Raw genomic sequence first — 17,714 nt, 5'->3', positions numbered from 1 at the left:
AAAACAAGTTAGCCAGTAGCTTTATCCCAATGCGTTAATCGGTACCTTTAGATAGCGAATACCATTGTCTTCTGGCGACGGTAAATGACCAGCATCAATATTGATTTGTACCGCTGGAATGATCAGACGCGGCATCTCAAGAGTGGCATCACGGCGCTCGCGCATTTGCACAAATTCTGCCTCATTAATACCCTCTTTTACATGGATATTACCCATTTTTTGCGCTGCAACTGTAGTAGTTGGACAATGCTTGCGACCCTTACTTGGATAGTCGTGACATAGATACATGATGGTATCCTCAGGAAGTGCCAACAGTTTTTGGATAGACTGATACAGTGCTTTAGCATCACCACCTGGAAAGTCACAGCGCGCTGTACCTACATCAGGGGCAAACAAAGTATCACCGACAAACACCACGGTATTTTCTTTATCAGCAGCGATATAGGCCATGTCAGCACGCGTATGACCTGGCACATACATCGCCGTAATAGTAATGCTCCCAATCTCTAATATCTCACCATCATCTATCAAGATATCAAACTGACTGGCATCGGTACGAAAACGGGTATCAAAGTTAAAGATTTGTTTAAAGGTTTTTTGTACTTCAGTGATATGCTGACCTATCACTAACTGACCGCCAAGCATTTCTTTGACATGAATGGCCGCTGATATATGATCGGCGTGGGCGTGCGTTTCGATAACATAGACCAGCTCCCAGCCTTGCTCGCGGACAAACGCAATGACTTCATCGATGCTGCTGGTGGCAGTGTGGCCAGATTTGGCATCAAAGTCTAATACCGGGTCAATGATGGCACATAACTTTTGCTCAACATCAGCGAGTACGTGTGTGTACGTTTCAGTATCGTTATGTAAGAAAGAATGAACTTGCATGCCAACCTCGCTATAAGAATGTTTGAAACTTTAAATAACACTTAAGTATGATATTGAATCGTATATAATATTTGACATACCGACTACTTATCTATGTCTAACAATATAACAATGATCATACAATTTATCAATTTATATAATGTAAATAATGATAACTTGATATAATTGGTGATATCATTGATAATGAACCATATATTGTTAGATAATAATCCAAAACATATTGCTATCTTATTTAAGGAGCTCATTCTGACTACTTCTATTTCAGCACTGGGTACATCTACTCACAGTATAGATGACGATGCATCGTCTAATTCAGCAGACTTTGCCCCTATCGATCTTGCCAAACAAATGCAGCAAGCATCCATGCAAGCCAGCCAACTACTAAAATCGCTCTCACATCCTGATCGCCTGCTATTATTGTGTCAGCTAACTCAAGGTGAATACTGCGTCGGCGAGCTTGAAAGCTTGGTCGGTGTCGGGCAGCCAAGTCTGTCACAACAGCTAGGGATATTGCGTAAAGATGATCTGGTCGCTACTCGCCGTGAGGGCAAGCAAATCTACTACAGTATCGCAAGCGATGATGCTTTAGCGGTACTAGAGTTACTGTATCAACGTTTTTGTGCCAAGGCAGAGCAATAATATAGTGCTGCATTCAAACACTTGAACTTAGTATAAAAATGCTATCCATTGTGATAACGATTTTTGATGTGATGACGTACTGACATGCCTACTATCGCTGCTCGCTTGATTCCTACATGGCTGCGTCAATACCAGCTTACGACCTTACCAACTGATGTCATCGCTGGATTGGTCGTAGGGGTACTCGTCATTCCGCAGAGCCTTGGCTATGCTGTACTGGCAGGGTTACCGCCCGTTTATGGTCTATATGCAGCGATTGTACCCGTCATCGTCTATGCCTGGCTTGGTTCTAGTAATGTACAAGCGGTCGGTCCCGTCGCCATCACTGCGATCATGACGGCCAGTAGCCTACTACCTTATGCCGATAAGGGTGCTGAGCAGTATGCGCTGATGGCAAGCCTTCTTGCATTTATGATAGGAGCGCTGCTATGGATAGCTGGGCGTCTTAAGCTTGGCTGGATCATGCAGTTTATCAGTCGCGGGGTCTCAGCAGGGTTCGTGAGCGGAGCCGCTGTTCTAATTTTTATCAGCCAGCTTAAATATTTAACCGATATCCCCGTCTCTGGTAGCAGCTTAATCAGCTATTTGTCGAGTATGCAGTTGTATGCCCGTCAGCTACATCCGTTGACGCTACTTATTGGTACTGTCGCCTTCGCGCTTTTGGTAACAAATCGCTATGCGAGCAGATGGGTATGGCGCACATGGCTATCATCGTCTTATACCAAATGGGCGGAGCGCTTGTTCCCACTTATCTTACTTGGTATCGCAATTTTGCTGAGTATGGCATTGCACTGGAATGCGCTAGGAGTGGCAACCATCGGTAGTATTCCGCAAGGATTGCCAAGCTTTACGGTACCTCATGTGCCAGATGTTCAAGAAGCGCTTAGACTGCTACCAACAGCAGGACTGATGGCGCTTATTATATTTGTGTCCAGCAGCTCAGTTGCTAGCACTTATGCCCGGCTACGCGGTGAAAACTTCGATGCCAACCGCGAGCTGACTGGACTTGGACTTGCCAATCTATCTGGCGGACTGTTTCAAAGTTTTGCGGTCGCTGGTGGCTTTTCACGTACTGCTATCAACGTTGATTCAGGCGCTAAAACTCCGGTGGCCAGTCTGGTTACGGTGTTAGTGATGATTGCCGCACTGATCGCTTTTGGTCATGTACTTGCTCCACTACCTTATGCTTTGCTTGGTGCAACTATCATGGCCTCCATTATTGGACTGATTGACATTGACACGTTAAAGTCTGCGTGGCAGCGAGATCGATTGGATGCAGCAAATTTTATCGCCGCGTTTGCAGGCGTGCTAATATTCGGATTGAATATTGGACTGGTTATCGGTTTGATGGTATCGTTCGCCAGCCTTATCTGGCAATCGAGTAAGCCGCATGTTGCCATCGTTGGACAGTTAAACGGTACAGGACACTTTCGCAATATCAACCGTCATAATGTAGTGACCTTTAATAATTTATTACTATTGCGTATTGATGAGAGTCTATTCTTTGGTAATAGTGAGTCAGTACACCTGCGTATTTTAAACGCTTTGCAGCGCTACCCAGACGCGAATGAACTTATCTTAATCATGTCCGCAGTCAATCATATTGACCTGACTGCGCAAGAAATGCTCAGCACACTTAATGATGAGCTAGCGCTGCAAAATAAACGCCTGCATTTTAGCTTTGTAAAAGGGCCAGTCATGGATGTCATTGGTCATACTTCACTGATTACCAAGCTATCAGGGCAGGTGTATCTAAGCACTTTAGATGCCGTCAACGCATTAAAAGAATGCACTAAAAGATAGCGAGCGATGACTGGGTTTTTACGACATAGCATCAATTGCTGGTGTCGTCTGTCACAAAATATCGTTATGATAGAGTACGTATTATGCTATCTTGTTGTATAGACAAATTGGTTGAAATAGACTCTATTAGCTTCCATATCTTTACTGGTTTAATACGCTACAATCTTCTTTGATAACCCTACTTTAACAAACTCAATTGAATACAGTTATGACCAATGATATAACCATTTATAGACAAATTTATCCAAGCCAATGTATCAAAATCGCCGAGCTTGGCTATCGCTCAGTGCTCAATATACGTCCTGATGCTGAGGTTGATACGCAGCCTAATAGCTGTGATTTGGCCACAGCTACCGAGCAAGCAAACCTAACTTATCATCATCTACCTTTTGATGATGAGCGTTTGAGTATGATGACTGTGCAGCAATTTGCTGATTTTTATCGTACCGCACCCAAACCTATATTGATGTTTTGCGGGACTGGGGCACGCGCCAAGCTACTGTACCAAAGTGCGTTGATGCAAGGTTTGTTATAACGTTTATATATATTTAGCTTAAAACAATGGGTCTCAAAAACCGTATCTGTTAAGAAATAACGTATCTGAGAAAGTAACGTCTTAAACAGACACTAACTACATTTAATAAATCATTCTAAAAAAGGAGCTCTTATGAGCCATCAAGTTAGTATTACTGGACAAATCACCCCTGATCAAATCCCTATGATTGCTGAGAATGGCTTTAAGACCATTATTAATAATCGTCCCGATGGCGAAGAGCCAGGCCAGCCAACCAGTGCTGATATTGAAGCGGCTGCTACCGATGCAGGTCTTGCTTATAAAGAAGTATCATTTGCAGGTAGTGATCTCAATCAAAATCACGTCGAAGAATTTGCAGATTTTTTTAATCAAGCCGAGCAGCCAATGCTCATATTCTGCCGTACGGGCAATCGCTCGACAGGTATTTATGAAGCTGCTAAGCGTATGGATTTATTAGACGACTGATCTATCCAATTTAGGATAGATAATGCAATTCAAAACCGATGTAATACTACTGAGATAAATCCTGACAGTCAAAACTTAGCGAAATAACTAAAAGCTCATATAAATATATGGGCTTTTATTGTATCTGTAAGTATGTTTTAGGGTATATTTATAATGTTATTGCCACAAGGATTGTGGGCTATTTAAAGAGTCATTCTGATATGACTGTTAATTTTACAAGGAACGTTTCATGAGTAATACCGCATTGGCGCTACTTCCTCTGGCACTCGCCTATATCATGTTTACCTTAGGAACAGGGCTAAAACCTAGCGACTTTAAAATTATTATTACCTATCCCAAAGCCTTTTTTGTAGGCTTAATGAATCAAGTCGTTTTGGTCCCTTTAATTGCTTTAGCAGTTGTCTTAGTAATGGCACCGCCACCAGAAATTGCCTTTGGTATTATGCTGATTAGTTTTTGCCCAGGCGGCGTGACCAGTAATATGCTTACTTATTATGCTAAAGGTAATGTTGCACTTTCTGTTGCGCTCACTGGTGTGGTCAGTTTGTTATCAGTCGTCACCTTGCCTATCTTGATCACTCTGGCTTTTAATCATTTTATGAAAGGGCAAGCAGGCTCTATTAGTGCTATCAAAATTGGTCTTGTCATGTTTTTATTGACCACCCTACCTGTGACCCTCGGCATGCTCGCTCGCCGTAAATTCACTCGCTTTATGGTGCGTAGGAGCAGCATTCTAAATAGCTTGGCCAGTATCTTTTTTGTGTTGATTGTTTTTGCAGCCATCGCTTCTAACTGGGAACTACTAAAGTCACAGTTAACATCGATGGGACTTGAGCTAGTTCTTATTATTATGGCGTTGTTTGTATTAAGCATTTTAACGTCTAAGGTGTCAAAACTTAGCTGGTTTGACACCAAAACGATTTCGATAGAGACCAGCATTCAAAACAGTACAACTGCGATTACTTTAGCCCCTATTATTATGGGAACAGCGGTTGGTTTACCCGCTATCGCCCTACCTGCCGCCGTATATGGGGTGCTCATGTATGTGATTGCGCTACCGATTATTGCTTTGATTCGAAATAAGAACTGATTATATCTGACAAAAAAACCACCTCAAAAGAGGTGGCTTCTTAAACTAACTTTGTAGCTGAACAGCTTACTGCATGATTAAATATTCAAACGCTGACAGTGCTGCTTTACTACCCTCACCCATTGCAATATTAATCTGCTTAAAGGGTACAGTCGTCACGTCTCCACAAGCAAAGATACCTTTTCGGTCAGTGCGGCAACGCTCATCAATCTCAATCTCACCAAAACGGTTTAAATCGACAAAGCCTTTGATAAATCCAGTATTTGGCACTAAGCCAATCTGTACGAACACCCCTGCTAAGTCACGCTCATAGGTCTCACCTGAGCTGCGATCTTGATACACGATAGAAGTCACTTTGCCATCAGTCGCTTTAATCTCTTGCGTCGCTGCACCAGTGATAAATTCGATATTGTCTTTTTCTTTAGCTTTATTAATCAATACTTGATCCGCTTTTAATTCATCAGCGAACTCGAGTACCGTTACATGCTTCACAATACCTGCAAGATCTAACGCCGCTTCCACACCTGAGTTGCCGCCGCCAATGACTGAAATATCTTTACCTTTGAAAAAAGGACCGTCACAATGCGCACAGTAAGCAACACCTTTACCGACATTTTCTTCTTCACCTGGTACGCCAAGCTTACGCCATTGGGCACCAGTTGCTAGAATAATACTGCGAGTCTCAAACGTCTCACCCGTGTTAAGATGGATGCTATAATTTTCGTCTTTGGTCTCGCCAATCTCTTTAACACTGACATGCTCTTTTGACGTAATATTATATTCATGTAGGTGTTTCACAAAATTGGTCGATAAGTCAGTGCCGTTAGTTAAGGGTACAGAAATCAGGTTTTCGATATCCTGTGTGTCTTTTACCTGTCCACCAATACGGTCAGCGACCATCGTCACTTTAAGACCTTTGCGCGCAGTATAAATCGCTGCCGCTACCCCAGCAGGTCCCGCACCGATAATAGTAACATCCTGCTGCTCTAACTGCTCTTCGTCACCACCCGCTTCTGCTAATAAATCAGGAAACTGCTCTTGTAGCTTTTCGATCAGCTTAGCGGTATCAATCAGACCATTCGCAAATGGCTTACCGTTTAAAAATACAGCTGGTACGCCTTGGATATTGTTCGCCTCAACCTGCTCTTGGAACAGCGCGCCATCGATCATCTCGTTACTGATATCATCATTTAAGAGTGCGAATTGGTTCAACGCCTGCACAACTTCTGGGCAACTGTGGCAAGACAACGATACGTAGGTTTGGAACTGTAATGGTTTATTAAAACGCTTAATGAGCTTTTGAATGCCTTCATCTAGCTTTAATGTATGTCCACCAGCCTGAAGAATTGCTAAGATAAGCGACGTAAATTCGTGACCGCCTGGGATACCGCTAAATACAATGCCTGTATCGGTAGGTGTCTCATCAATATGACTACGAACCGCAAAGCTGATTGGGCTTGGCAAGCTGTCGTCGTTTATTTGTGCATCGAAGTTAATCTTATCGGTGGTACCAGCAATTTTGGTCAAAAAATCAACCAACTCGTCACGTTTTTCATGCTCACCACTACCCAATACAAAGGTAATCGGACGAGTCATGTTTTCACTATAGCTTTTGACAGCATCTAATAAGCTTTGATCTATCATATTTGTTCCTTATCATTATTGGTTATGTAACGGCAATGCGCCTATTGTACGTTTGAATACAAATTTTTTAGTACTAACAATTTTGTTTAATATCTTATAAACAATAGGCTGATACCCTTTAATGTCCCTATTATCATAGGTTTCATGATTTTGAGCAAGCTGGTAAACTCAAACTTTATGTTTTATAAAACAAATCGTAAATACGTTTAATTAATTAAATATAAACTTATGGACGAATAATAACCATGGTATAGCCGTGATTTTTTCGCTACAATCAAATGAAGCGAATAGGAAGAGTTCCTATTTGTCTAGTGGCAGATTCGCTTTTATGCTGGTTTATCGAAAGACATTTCTGCTGATATTAAGCTTTATCACTATTGAATCAAACCTCAACTAGGTTCAATAAAACCTAAGACTTACAATCAGAGCAATGCATCATGACAACCTTTAAGACAAGACACTGATGCTTATTGCAGGGTTGTGTTTTATAACAAGGATGACAATATGAGAAAGACTGATACGTTACAAGACAATAGAGACATTATTGCCGAACTTAAGCAGAAAGATAGCCATTTTGCCAGTATTTTTGATGAACACACAGCGCTTGATCAGCAAATCAATCAGCTTGATAAAGATATGGTTACACATGCAAGTAGAGATGACGAAATCGAAAAAATGAAGCGACGAAAGCTATATTTAAAAGATGAGATTTATAAAATAATTGATAAAAATAAACTACAATCTCAGGCTTAGCGCTTCATATCTTATTAGTGCAAAAATACAAACATTTTTTAATAGTATAAAACCCTTATCAACTTTTACTGATGGGGGTTTTATTTCATAGCACAACTAACGAATCGCTTTGAATATTTATCAATAATTATTAACCGCCTATGATTTCGCCGCCATTGACATGTATCACTTGGCCTGTCACATAGCTTGCATCATCACTTGCTAAGTACAAGTAAGCAGGCGCGACCTCGTTCGGTTGACCCGCCCGTCCCATCGGCGAGCTTTGACCAAATTTTTCGACCTCATTGGGCGTGAATGATGCCACGATAAGCGGTGTCCAGATCGGTCCTGGTGCGACACCATTAACTCGAATACCTTTGTCATTACCCATCAAATTGTTGGAGAGCGCACGGGTAAAGGACAAGATAGCGCCCTTGGTCGCTGCATAATCAATGAGATGATCGCTACCTCGGTAGGCGGTGATAGAGGTAGTATTGATGATACTACTGCCCACCTGCATATGTGGCAGGGCATATTTACTCAGCCAAAAATGCGGATAAAAATTGGTATGAATTGTCTCGTTGAGCTGCTCGGTGCTGATATCCGTTAGCGTTTGCTGCTCGACTTGTCGGCCCGCATTATTGACCAAAATATCGATACGGCCGAACTCAGTGAGCGTTTTGTCTATCAGCTCTTTACAGTTAGCCTCCTTTGACAAGTCAGAGGCAACCAATAGGCAGCGGCGCTCATAAGACTCAATATGCTTTTTAGTCACTTTGGCATCTTCATCTTCACAAAGGTAGCTTACCACCACGTCTGCGCCTTCTTTGGCAAACAAAATAGCTACCGCTTGGCCAATACCGCTATCGGATCCCGTCACAATCGCCACTTTTCCAGCCAGCTTGCCGTTTGGATAGTCGCGCGGCAATACTTCAGGATTTGGGTGTTGTTGTTTTTGCGAACCTGGCAAAGACTGCTCTTGATGAGGAAAATCTTTATTTTCTGATTGATTACTCATGATTTTACTCCTTTATTATCATATTCATTCTTATAGTAGTCGTGATTAAACGAGCTTTTGAATAACCCACCGCTTCTTATCGTTTAAAGCTTGTTATCAGCTTAAAGAATCTAAAATAAGGATTAGGTAAAATCTGGTGTCAGCCTGTAGACGAGATGTAAAAAAAGACCCTATCAACATCTGCTGATAGAGTCTTTGTCTATGTTACTAGCTCTAAACGTACTTAGTAGCCAGTCCTATAGAAGTATCTAAATAATAAATCGACTACTTAGATTTTACCAACCAAATCAAGGCTTGGTTTTAGCGTTGCTTGACCTTGTTCCCAAGCTGCTGGACATACTTCACCGTCGTTGTCACGCACATACTGGGCCGCTTTTACTTTACGAACCATGTCTTTTGCGCTACGGCCAATGCCTAAGTCATGAATTTCAGCAACTTTGATTAGGCCATCTGGATCTACTAAGAAAGTACCACGAAGCGCAGCGTTGTCTTCTTCGATCATGATGTTAAAGCCACGAGTAATTTTACCAGTACCGTCGCCTAGCATTGGATACTGTACTTTACCAATCGCTTCTGAAGAATCATGCCATGCTTTGTGTACGAAATGCGTGTCAGTTGATACTGCGTATACTTCAACGCCGAGGCCCTTTAGCTCTTCATAATGGTTGGCCATGTCTTCTAATTCAGTTGGGCAAACAAAGGTAAAGTCATGTGGGTAGAACATAAAGATCGCCCAGCTGCCTTTTACGTCTTCTGAAGTAATTGTTTTAAACTCACCATTTACAAAAGCTTCTGTTGAGAATTCTGGAATTTCTTGATTGATAATAGCTGCCATGATTGGCTCCTTTTTTGATTGAATGTTCTTAAAATAAATTTTGGTCATATATTTGACTATTTCTGCTAAGCCTTTAACTCTCTTGGCTACCAGACAAACTATACGCGAATTTTATGGTTAATCCAGTTAAAAGTTTTTAATGTGATGTTTTGTTTTATTAAACTTGTTAAACTATTATCTCTAATTTTTATCATCAGTGTTTTATAGGTAAATCACCACCTTGTGTCAAATTATTGTCTCGGTTAAATTACTATAATAAATTGTGTTAACAAGCTCGTTAATAGAGAGGTTTTATGATTACTTTACGTCAACTTGAATTTGCCTTAGCCGTTGCGAAACACCGTCACTTTAAACGCGCAGCTGAAGAGTGTAACATTTCACAATCTGCGCTCAGCCTCGGTATCGCTGAGTTAGAAAAGCAGCTTGATACGCAGATTTTTGAGCGTAATAACAAGCAAGTGCTTATCACCCCGATTGGACAAGATATTTTGACGCGAGCGCAGCGGGTGTTCTCTGAAGTCAGTGATCTGACCACGCGCGCGCATAGCCATCAGACGCCACTTGCTTATCCGATGACGGTCGGGATTATTCCAACGATTGCGCCATACTTACTTCCCAAAGTATTGCCCGCACTGCGACAGCATTATCCTGAGTTTCGTATGACCATCGTTGAGCAACAAACCGAGCGCCTACTCGAACAGGTCCGCTACGGACATATCGATACTGCCATTATTGCCCTACCATATGCCGTCGATGGGCTGCATAGTTTTGAGTTTTGGAGTGAGGACTTTTTTGCTGTATTTCCCAAAGATGATAACCATGCCAAGCTTGAGACCATCAATGCTGATGAGCTCGCGACAGCCAATTTGATGCTACTTGGTGAAGGACATTGCTTGACTGATCAAACATTATCGGTCTGTCACTTTGATCGTGAGCAAATGAAATCGAGCTTTTCCGATGCCAGTTTAAATACCTTGATACAGATGGCACTTGCCAATATGGGGACGACGTTAGTACCAGAAATGGCGTTAGATCAGCTGCATCTAGAAAATCAAAATGCAGTCGCTGTACCGCTAGCAGAGGAAGGGCCCCATCGTCATATCGCCTTTGTAACTCGACTAAACTATGCGCGCGTCGATGATGTTAACTTGCTCGGTAAAGTGTTTAAACAAGCGTTTGAAGAAGCTGCTGACAAAGAGTAATAGGGCGGTATAGTGTATTAGCTCATTAACCGTCATAAAGGTAAAATATGGACGATTTGTCGCAAACAGAAGCTGCGCTTGGTCTTGGTTTTGCAAGGCACTTATCTGCGATTGATAGTGATATCAAGTCGGCGGAGGTTGATGCGCTTTGGCAAGATATCGCTACTCGCTATAATGAAGCAACACGTGCTTATCATACTCTACGCCACCTTCAGCAATTGTTTGCACAGTTTGAACAGGTTAAGCATAAGCTTTATGAGCCACATATCATTGCATTAGCGCTTTATTATCATGATGTGATATACAATCCAACAAGCACTAATAACGAACAAAAAAGTGCAGAACATGCTGTAGAAGCGTTAAGTCACTACCTAAGCGTTGAACAATGCCAGTATATCTCAGCGCTTATCATGATGACCGCTAACCATCAGCTTGATGAGTTGGCAAACCCTAACAAAATCAGTGATGCCGCTTATTTACTAGATATGGATTTGAGTGTTTTGGGTGCGTCTTGGCCTGAGTATGAACAATATACAAAAGCCGTACGCCAAGAATATAGTCACGTTCCGCTGACGGATTATTGTACGGGACGAATGGCTGTATTAAACGGACTCTTGGCGCATCCTAAACTTTATCTGACCAACTATTACTATGAGCGGCTTGAGATGCAAGCACGGGATAATATCAAACGCGAACTTACTTTACTTGCAGCTTAATAAATAATTCACTGCCCTGCCGTGCAGGATGTGAATTATAGCTCGTTTCCATTATTTCAATATCGAAATGCTTCTCGAAACGTTGTTGGTACTCTTCTTTTGTACCGCCAAAAGGTGGTTCTTGACGTCCAAAATCGACGTTAAATAATAAGCCAACTAACTTGCCTTGCGGTTTTAGTAGCGCTGCCATTTGCTGGACATATTCATCACGGCGTGACGAATTTATCGCACAAAAAAACGTCTGCTCAAGTATCCAATCAAACTGATACTGCTCAGCAGACAATTCAAAAAAGTCAGCACAGATTAAATGTTCAGTCGGAAAGTCAGGATAGCGCTCGGCAAAGTCATTAATTGGCGCTGGGGCAAAGTCCACCAACGTGACATTAGTAAAGCCTTGCTCGTGCAGATAGCCAACCTCGTAAGCATTACCTGCCCCTGGCACTAAAATGGCCTGCTGCTTAGCAGATTCAGGCAATTGATCTACATAAGCTTTGAGCGGCGGTGATACCTGCCCCATATCCCATTGTATACTGCCCGTCTTATAACGTTGCTGCCAAAACTCGGCTTGATTGACGTTTTCCATATGATATTTATCCTTGCTTACTTGTTTTAAGTAATACGCTTTGTACCATTATGGGCTATCATATCAGTATTATGCAGGTTAATTGACTCTATTATTAATATACCATCCCTAATCCAACTGCCCTGTCCTACCTGCCAGCATATCATGCCAGTGCCGATAATCTGGCATCGCTGTCGCCACCGTTTGCCAAAAAGCATGGCTATGATTGGCGTGATGTAAGTGACACAGCTCATGAACGATGACGTATTCAGTACACTCAATCGGATAGGCTGGCAAATATATAGACAGCCAAATTCGCCGCGCTCGCGTATTGCAGCTGCCCCAGCGCGTATGCATTTTTTTTAGGCGTATTTCATTGGCATAAGCACCGATCACTGGTTGCCACTTTTCAAACAGCGATGGCATGATAGAAGCGAGATGTTGCCGATAATAGGCGAGTTTTTCATCATGGCTGAGGGTGATAGATTGCTCGGTACCCCAAAGCAAAACAGGGCTGTCAGCGGTTGAAAATTGTGCTGAATGGATTTGTTTACGCTGGTGCTGCTCTAAAACTTGGGCATGATTGGCAAGCGCCCAAGGTATGCGCTTGGCAACAGCTTGCTCAATTTGCGCTGTACTGATAAATACTGGGACAGACACCATCAAAGCATAGGGTTTCAAGCGAAAATTGATATTTTTGACGCGTTTTTTGGTCACGTATAGCTCAATGCCGGCCTGCGCAAGATGTTGTCTAATCGTATGTAAACTGATGCCACATCTCCTTGCTTAGTCATCGTTAGAGTTGCGCCACTGAAAAATAAGGGCTACTAAATAAAAGCTACGAAGATAAGCTTTTCGCAGCACATAAGGACGATTATGCCCATCGACCATTATTATGATTTTTTATTTAGCACTTACCCCAGTTGCAGTGCTTGCAAATGATTGTCAAAAGACATCTGATGCACCTGACTGTCTTTGATAATACGCGGAACTCTTTCAATCTTACGCGTGTCGATTGCGCCTGACGCTAACGTATCTTGTATTTCTAACGTCGTTAACTGCCCTTGTCCATCACTAACGATAAAGCCTGATTTTTCGCTGCCACTCTTTTTAGAAGTTTGCTCTTTAAAGGCTTGACTGGCTAACATAGAAGCTCCAGCACAATCTGGCAAACTGACATCATCAATTAGCTGCCGCGTATCTAAATCGTAAATCGCCGCACAGCCGCCGATGGGCGTGGTGACACACAATAAATCACACTCGCTATCGACAGCGACACTGGCGATATACTGGTGAAAGCGCTGCCACTGATCATGAGGCATGATGAGCGGTTCAAAATTAGCATCACCGCGCCTATGCGTCAGTACCAGTGGTACATTGATATGTTTATCCCCTTGAAACTGAATGCCAATCATCACTGTACCATCGTCATGCATAGCGAGATGACGCACACTCATCTGATTGTGCGCTGGGATAACTTGCTCCAGCAATGCGCCAGTATGACGATTGAGATACACAAGCGAAGGGCGCATGCTATCGAGGTTTAGCTCTTCTCGAGACGCGCGCTCGGTTTTGATACCGCCATTGGCGATCACTAGTGTGTTGCCGTCAGGATGCATAATCAGCTCATGAGGGCCGATACCATAAGCGTCATATTCTGCGATTTTCTTATAGCCATCAGCAGCGTCATAGATACCGATTTTACCATCTAGGCTTACTGTATCATTTTCAGTCACATATAAAAGCTTTCCATCTAAGCTATAGCAAGCATGACCATAAAAATGCCGCTGGCTTACCGCTTTGATAGCGTTCGTGACTTGTCCACTAGCGGTGTCTAGCACCCAAAACCTCTCACTAGGGCGACGACCCATCACCACGACATCACGGCAAGGAGGCTGATTTTTCACGCTATCTTGAGTAACATGCGGCATACCACATAAATCATCAACAGATGGCTGCACAACGATATCGTGCACACGCTCAGGCATGGTGGTCTGCCAGACGATCTGTCTATCAGCATCGATACCGACGACACCAAAGTCGCTGTCAAGCTGCCTGTTAGAGCTATTAGCACCAGTAATATTCTTTGGCATAGATGCCACACCGCTTACCCAGCTTACGGGACGTGCCACCATGGTGGTGGTATGCAAAGCAGTAAAATCAGGAGCATTTGTTGTCTCTTGATAATACTGCTGATACGCTTGCTGCCATGCCTGCCACTGTGCGCGGACACCGGTCACGTAATCTTGCAAGCTTGCATCGGGCTGGTGCCGCTTTCGATAATAATGATGGATGCCGACCAGTGCTGCCGTGCCTGTGATACTAGCGAGCGCTGTCAGCACAGATGACGTTAATAACCTCTGACTGGACTGATCGCTAATATCAAGCGCCAACATGCTAGTCTTCGTTTCATTAATACGTTTATGCATTGCTTAATCACCATCAGTACTATTAAAGCCCACACGAATACCGAGTGTCGGAATCATCTGGCGCTTCATAATACGGGTAATGGTAGTCAGATGATCATATAATTCTTGCTGCACGGCCTTATCAGCTGTAGCAATATCTTCTGGCATTTGTGCCAACAGAGTGGTGGCGTCTACAAGTGCCGTTGATAAATTATCAGCGACTTCGTTTTCGCTATTACTGCCGAGGATAGCGGTTAAGACAGGATCAGTCAGCGCTTCATTTAACGTGGCTAATTTGGTATTGATGATGGCGCGGCTTTGACCCGCTGTCGCGGCTGGTAGATGACCTTTGGCTTTACCCGTCAGTCCCAAAGGCTGATCAACGGCGTTAGATTTCATGGTCTCAACCAACGACAACAAAGAATTAAACCATTGGTTCAAGCCTTGATCGCTATCTACCGTCTTATCAATTGCCAACAGCTCAGTGGCATTCTTTTGCCAGTGGTTTCCGATATCTTGTAAGCGCGTACTCAAGGCATGACTTGCGCTTATCACGTAAGCACACTGGCCAGCATCCAAACTCTCGTTAGCATAAAGTGCCTCTTCCAACCCTGGCACTCCTTGTACAATGGCACTTTCGTTAGCGAGCTGCTCAGCGCTTAGGTTTGGATTGGCAGCGATAAGATCTGCCACACCACTATGTACCAGTCCACGCTCATCAGGATAATAATTGATATATAAGTTGCTCATACTGGCGGTCGCAGGGCCAAAATTGATCATCTCAGCGCGCGCCCACGCTTGGGCTAACATCAGCCATTGATCACGCAGCGCTTGTAGCTCATCACCGCTGACTGCTCCTGACTGACAATGCTTTTGCGCCAGTTTATGCATCAGCTCGCTTTGCTCTACAGCATCAGCATAGGCGGGAATAACGATATCATTTGCCACGTGAGTCAGATAGGTTTTTTCTGTCTCAGCACTAATATCGACAGCGACAATTTTCTCTATACTATTATTTTTATCGTTTACAGAAGACGTAGTAGCGCTATCTTGTACGACTTTTTGGCTATCAGTCTCTGGCGTTTTGTTTTCATCTGCAGGTTTGACACAGCTGATCAGTAGCCCAGCACTCAAAGCAGAGAGCGTCATCGCTAAAGCATGGTTTATTTTCATAAGTTTCTCGGTATTTGTATGAACATGATGGCTGAAAAGTTGATAAAAGCAATCACAGTAATATCAATATATTCAGTCATTAAAATTGTAGCCGTTAACGATCAACGCTGATCCGCGCTTTTATAACGGCTCTTTTTATAACGATTGTAAGAACGCTGTCAATTCAGCGCGTCCTTGCTTATCTAGCTGTAGTACTTTTTGCTTTTGTTTTTCTGCCTCACCGCCATGCCAAAGTACAGCTTCCATCAATGTACGAGCGCGGCCATCGTGTAGAAACGTCGCTTGTGGATCGACCGTTTGCGCAAGGCCAATCCCCCATAAAGCTGGCGTTCGCCATTCATAGGAATTGGCTAAAAACTCTACTTGCGTGTCTTTTGGCGGCAGCTTACCAGCGGCCGTCCGATCGGCAAGCTCGTCGCCCATGTCATGCAGCAGCAAATCAGTATAAGGATAGATCACTTGTCCATGCTGCTCAAGATGGTCATCGTCGGTTTTTGGCAACTGATATCTTGGCGTATGACAGCTTTGGCAACCCATATCATAAAAGCGTTTTTTGCCCGCAAGTACTAGTTTATCGTCGGCATTGCGGCGATGCGGGACGGCAAGATTGCGCGTATAAAATTCGACAAACTTGGCCACTTCATCATTGACTTCCACAGGCGGCTTGCCATTGACCTGCTCATCAGCGCCCGTGGTCGCGTTGACACACGCTGTCTGCGTTGGCATACAGGATTCATGAGGACGAATGTTAGAGGTCAACCCCATATCTTCATTAAAGGCGCTTTGGTTTTGTGTTAAAAGCTTAGTCTGGCCGGCCTTCCAACCAAAGCGTCCCAATGCAGTTTTACCTGTTTGTGGATCCATAACCCAGTTAAACTTACCGCTGATATCGTCACTGTTATTTTCCACTACTTGTTTTTTAATGTCGTCGTCAGGTATTTGCTCCAGCAGCCCAAGCCCTATCATCGGTAGAGCAACGCGCGGCGACACCATTAGTTCGTCATCAAACGCGCCATAACCTGGGCGTGTCAGATCAAAGGTTGGCGCGCGCAGGGTCTCAACGTGACCATCAGCAAAAGTAACGGGCTTGTCGGTCCACTGCACACTAATACGTGCTTCAGCGGGCACGCCCTGAATACCGCGATCTTGCAGTTGGCCGCCATACATTGGATGGACGACTTTTTCGATCAGCGAGTCTTGCAGCTGCTGACGCTCCTCAGCTGTAGTCGCAGGCATCGCTAGACGAATCAGCAAGCTGTCGGCATCGTCCTCACTACTCATCGGCGCATGACCACGGCCGTCTTTGATGTGACAAGACTGGCAGGCAGCGACGTTAAATAACGCGCCCAAACCATCACGGCTATCGGTACTGGCAGGGGCGACGACCCATGGCTGGCGAAAGAACGCATTACCAATAAAAAAGCTACCCTTACGTGAGGCCGATAGATTGGAGGACGGTTTAGAGTAACTCTCGCTACTCGTAATGCTAATACCAGTATCACCGCCTTGCTTGATCTCTTGCGGGTCAAATGTCGCAAGCTGCGTCATTGGCACGCCCGCCAGCGCTTCAATATCTTGAGCACGCTTAGGTGTGACCGCTTGTGCCTCTGCGCTATCCGCTACCTCGTTTTTATTTTCAGATACACTATCAGTCGGTTGACAAGCGCTGATCGCCACTGCGCCTATGAGTGTTAGCGTAAGTTTATAGATAGTACGTTGGAGGATTAAAGCAGGGATGGCAGAGGGTTTGGCAGAAGTGACGCTCATAGAAGTTGCCTTAGTTCACAAGTAGAACCATTAAAATCAGATGCTATACGGTTTTAATCAGTCTGTTGACTGATATACTGGTACACACTGGCCTATCGGCTTATTTTAATGCTCAAAAATACGCTGCCAACCATTGCCAGCAACGTATATATTATATCTGATTGACGCTTTTATCAGGACTTGTCTTACAAACTTATAATGACTCAACAGACATGACAAGCAGTATAAACCAAT

17 protein-coding genes are annotated in these 17,714 nt (G+C 43.6%); 8 read left to right on the top strand and 9 right to left on the bottom strand.

Going from position 1 to position 17,714, the window contains the following annotated elements:
• Positions 1 to 21: 21 nt before the first annotated feature.
• Positions 22 to 891, bottom strand: a complete 870-nt coding sequence (locus ACTXGH_RS00490) for an MBL fold metallo-hydrolase (protein ID WP_439295773.1) — start codon at positions 889 to 891, stop codon at positions 22 to 24.
• Between the two features lie 183 nt (positions 892 to 1,074).
• On the opposite strand from ACTXGH_RS00490, the gene ACTXGH_RS00485 reads away from it, so the two are divergent.
• From ACTXGH_RS00485 to ACTXGH_RS00465, 5 genes are all read left to right on the top strand, one after another.
• The gene (locus tag ACTXGH_RS00485) at positions 1,075 to 1,530 is read left to right on the top strand and encodes an ArsR/SmtB family transcription factor (RefSeq protein ID WP_439261976.1); all 456 of its coding nucleotides are present in this window, start codon (positions 1,075 to 1,077) and stop codon (positions 1,528 to 1,530) included.
• An 84-nt stretch (positions 1,531 to 1,614) separates the two neighbouring features.
• On the top strand, positions 1,615 to 3,333 hold the full coding sequence (locus ACTXGH_RS00480; protein WP_439295774.1) for a SulP family inorganic anion transporter: 1,719 nt from the start codon (positions 1,615 to 1,617) through the stop codon (positions 3,331 to 3,333).
• A gap of 208 nt (positions 3,334 to 3,541) precedes the next feature.
• Entirely contained in the window at positions 3,542 to 3,868 is a 327-nt protein-coding gene (locus ACTXGH_RS00475) for a protein tyrosine phosphatase family protein (RefSeq protein ID WP_299217749.1), read from the top strand.
• 132 nt (positions 3,869 to 4,000) lie between these two features.
• Positions 4,001 to 4,333, top strand: coding sequence for a protein tyrosine phosphatase family protein (locus tag ACTXGH_RS00470; protein ID WP_439261980.1), 333 nt, complete (start codon positions 4,001 to 4,003; stop codon positions 4,331 to 4,333).
• 229 nt (positions 4,334 to 4,562) lie between these two features.
• The gene (locus tag ACTXGH_RS00465; protein ID WP_439295775.1) at positions 4,563 to 5,423 is read left to right on the top strand and encodes a bile acid:sodium symporter family protein; all 861 of its coding nucleotides are present in this window, start codon (positions 4,563 to 4,565) and stop codon (positions 5,421 to 5,423) included.
• Between the two features lie 66 nt (positions 5,424 to 5,489).
• Here the strand turns inward: ACTXGH_RS00465 and ahpF are convergent, their stop codons facing one another.
• Positions 5,490 to 7,067 (bottom strand): alkyl hydroperoxide reductase subunit F, encoded by a 1,578-nt coding sequence (ahpF, locus tag ACTXGH_RS00460; RefSeq protein WP_439295776.1) that lies wholly within the window; start codon positions 7,065 to 7,067, stop codon positions 5,490 to 5,492.
• Between the two features lie 504 nt (positions 7,068 to 7,571).
• On the opposite strand from ahpF, the gene ACTXGH_RS00455 reads away from it, so the two are divergent.
• Positions 7,572 to 7,820: a YdcH family protein gene (locus ACTXGH_RS00455; protein ID WP_439261986.1), complete on the top strand. Its 249-nt coding sequence runs from the start codon at positions 7,572 to 7,574 to the stop codon at positions 7,818 to 7,820.
• 130 nt (positions 7,821 to 7,950) lie between these two features.
• On the opposite strand, the gene ACTXGH_RS00450 is transcribed toward ACTXGH_RS00455, so the two are convergent.
• Entirely contained in the window at positions 7,951 to 8,817 is an 867-nt protein-coding gene (locus tag ACTXGH_RS00450) for an SDR family oxidoreductase (protein ID WP_439295777.1), read from the bottom strand.
• Between the two features lie 268 nt (positions 8,818 to 9,085).
• Positions 9,086 to 9,652: an alkyl hydroperoxide reductase subunit C gene (gene ahpC, locus ACTXGH_RS00445; protein ID WP_439261989.1), complete on the bottom strand. Its 567-nt coding sequence runs from the start codon at positions 9,650 to 9,652 to the stop codon at positions 9,086 to 9,088.
• Between the two features lie 293 nt (positions 9,653 to 9,945).
• Here ahpC and ACTXGH_RS00440 point away from each other — a divergent pair, with 293 nt between their 5' ends.
• Together ACTXGH_RS00440 and ACTXGH_RS00435 are read left to right on the top strand one after the other, a co-directional pair.
• Complete coding sequence (locus ACTXGH_RS00440; protein WP_299217766.1) at positions 9,946 to 10,854, top strand: hydrogen peroxide-inducible genes activator; 909 nt, start codon at positions 9,946 to 9,948, stop codon at positions 10,852 to 10,854.
• 47 nt (positions 10,855 to 10,901) lie between these two features.
• Positions 10,902 to 11,570, top strand: coding sequence for an HD domain-containing protein (locus ACTXGH_RS00435; protein WP_439295778.1), 669 nt, complete (start codon positions 10,902 to 10,904; stop codon positions 11,568 to 11,570).
• Here the strand turns inward: ACTXGH_RS00435 and ACTXGH_RS00430 are convergent.
• The 5 genes from ACTXGH_RS00430 to ACTXGH_RS00410 form a co-directional block, all read right to left on the bottom strand.
• The gene (locus ACTXGH_RS00430; RefSeq protein WP_439295779.1) at positions 11,551 to 12,153 is read right to left on the bottom strand and encodes a methyltransferase domain-containing protein; all 603 of its coding nucleotides are present in this window, start codon (positions 12,151 to 12,153) and stop codon (positions 11,551 to 11,553) included. The genes ACTXGH_RS00435 and ACTXGH_RS00430 overlap by 20 nt on opposite strands.
• Before the next feature lie 108 nt (positions 12,154 to 12,261).
• Positions 12,262 to 12,849 (bottom strand): M48 family metallopeptidase, encoded by a 588-nt coding sequence (locus ACTXGH_RS00425; RefSeq protein ID WP_439261995.1) that lies wholly within the window; start codon positions 12,847 to 12,849, stop codon positions 12,262 to 12,264.
• Positions 12,850 to 13,046: 197 nt separating this feature from the next.
• Positions 13,047 to 14,561 carry a DUF1513 domain-containing protein gene (locus tag ACTXGH_RS00420; protein WP_439295780.1) on the bottom strand — a complete coding sequence of 505 codons (1,515 nt, stop codon included), beginning with the start codon at positions 14,559 to 14,561 and terminating at the stop codon, positions 13,047 to 13,049.
• A gap of 3 nt (positions 14,562 to 14,564) precedes the next feature.
• A complete protein-coding gene (locus tag ACTXGH_RS00415) occupies positions 14,565 to 15,713 on the bottom strand; it encodes an imelysin family protein (RefSeq protein ID WP_439295781.1) in 1,149 nt (382 codons plus the stop codon).
• A gap of 135 nt (positions 15,714 to 15,848) precedes the next feature.
• A complete protein-coding gene (locus ACTXGH_RS00410; RefSeq protein ID WP_439262001.1) occupies positions 15,849 to 17,480 on the bottom strand; it encodes a di-heme oxidoreductase family protein in 1,632 nt (543 codons plus the stop codon).
• Positions 17,481 to 17,714: the final 234 nt, after the last annotated feature.

Origin of the sequence: Psychrobacter sp. 1Y10, assembly GCF_052259005.1 — a bacterium.
GTDB classification, from domain to species: domain Bacteria; phylum Pseudomonadota; class Gammaproteobacteria; order Pseudomonadales; family Moraxellaceae; genus Psychrobacter; species Psychrobacter saeujeotis.
This window is presented reverse-complemented; position numbering and strand designations above follow the sequence as displayed.

What these genes read in the sequence shown, in the direction of transcription:
- ACTXGH_RS00440 (WP_299217766.1), top strand. Translation starts at nt 9,946, where the DNA reads ATGATTACTTTACGTCAACTTGAATTTGCCTTAGCCGTTGCGAAACAC.
- ACTXGH_RS00450 (WP_439295777.1), bottom strand. Translation starts at nt 8,817, where the DNA reads ATGAGTAATCAATCAGAAAATAAAGATTTTCCTCATCAAGAGCAGTCT.
- ahpF (WP_439295776.1), bottom strand. Translation starts at nt 7,067, where the DNA reads ATGATAGATCAAAGCTTATTAGATGCTGTCAAAAGCTATAGTGAAAAC.
- ACTXGH_RS00435 (WP_439295778.1), top strand. Translation starts at nt 10,902, where the DNA reads ATGGACGATTTGTCGCAAACAGAAGCTGCGCTTGGTCTTGGTTTTGCA.
- ACTXGH_RS00430 (WP_439295779.1), bottom strand. Translation starts at nt 12,153, where the DNA reads ATGGAAAACGTCAATCAAGCCGAGTTTTGGCAGCAACGTTATAAGACG.
- ACTXGH_RS00415 (WP_439295781.1), bottom strand. Translation starts at nt 15,713, where the DNA reads ATGAAAATAAACCATGCTTTAGCGATGACGCTCTCTGCTTTGAGTGCT.
- ACTXGH_RS00485 (WP_439261976.1), top strand. Translation starts at nt 1,075, where the DNA reads ATGAACCATATATTGTTAGATAATAATCCAAAACATATTGCTATCTTA.
- ahpC (WP_439261989.1), bottom strand. Translation starts at nt 9,652, where the DNA reads ATGGCAGCTATTATCAATCAAGAAATTCCAGAATTCTCAACAGAAGCT.
- ACTXGH_RS00420 (WP_439295780.1), bottom strand. Translation starts at nt 14,561, where the DNA reads ATGCATAAACGTATTAATGAAACGAAGACTAGCATGTTGGCGCTTGAT.
- ACTXGH_RS00480 (WP_439295774.1), top strand. Translation starts at nt 1,615, where the DNA reads ATGCCTACTATCGCTGCTCGCTTGATTCCTACATGGCTGCGTCAATAC.
- ACTXGH_RS00470 (WP_439261980.1), top strand. Translation starts at nt 4,001, where the DNA reads ATGAGCCATCAAGTTAGTATTACTGGACAAATCACCCCTGATCAAATC.
- ACTXGH_RS00465 (WP_439295775.1), top strand. Translation starts at nt 4,563, where the DNA reads ATGAGTAATACCGCATTGGCGCTACTTCCTCTGGCACTCGCCTATATC.
- ACTXGH_RS00455 (WP_439261986.1), top strand. Translation starts at nt 7,572, where the DNA reads ATGAGAAAGACTGATACGTTACAAGACAATAGAGACATTATTGCCGAA.
- ACTXGH_RS00490 (WP_439295773.1), bottom strand. Translation starts at nt 891, where the DNA reads ATGCAAGTTCATTCTTTCTTACATAACGATACTGAAACGTACACACAC.
- ACTXGH_RS00410 (WP_439262001.1), bottom strand. Translation starts at nt 17,480, where the DNA reads ATGAGCGTCACTTCTGCCAAACCCTCTGCCATCCCTGCTTTAATCCTC.
- ACTXGH_RS00475 (WP_299217749.1), top strand. Translation starts at nt 3,542, where the DNA reads ATGACCAATGATATAACCATTTATAGACAAATTTATCCAAGCCAATGT.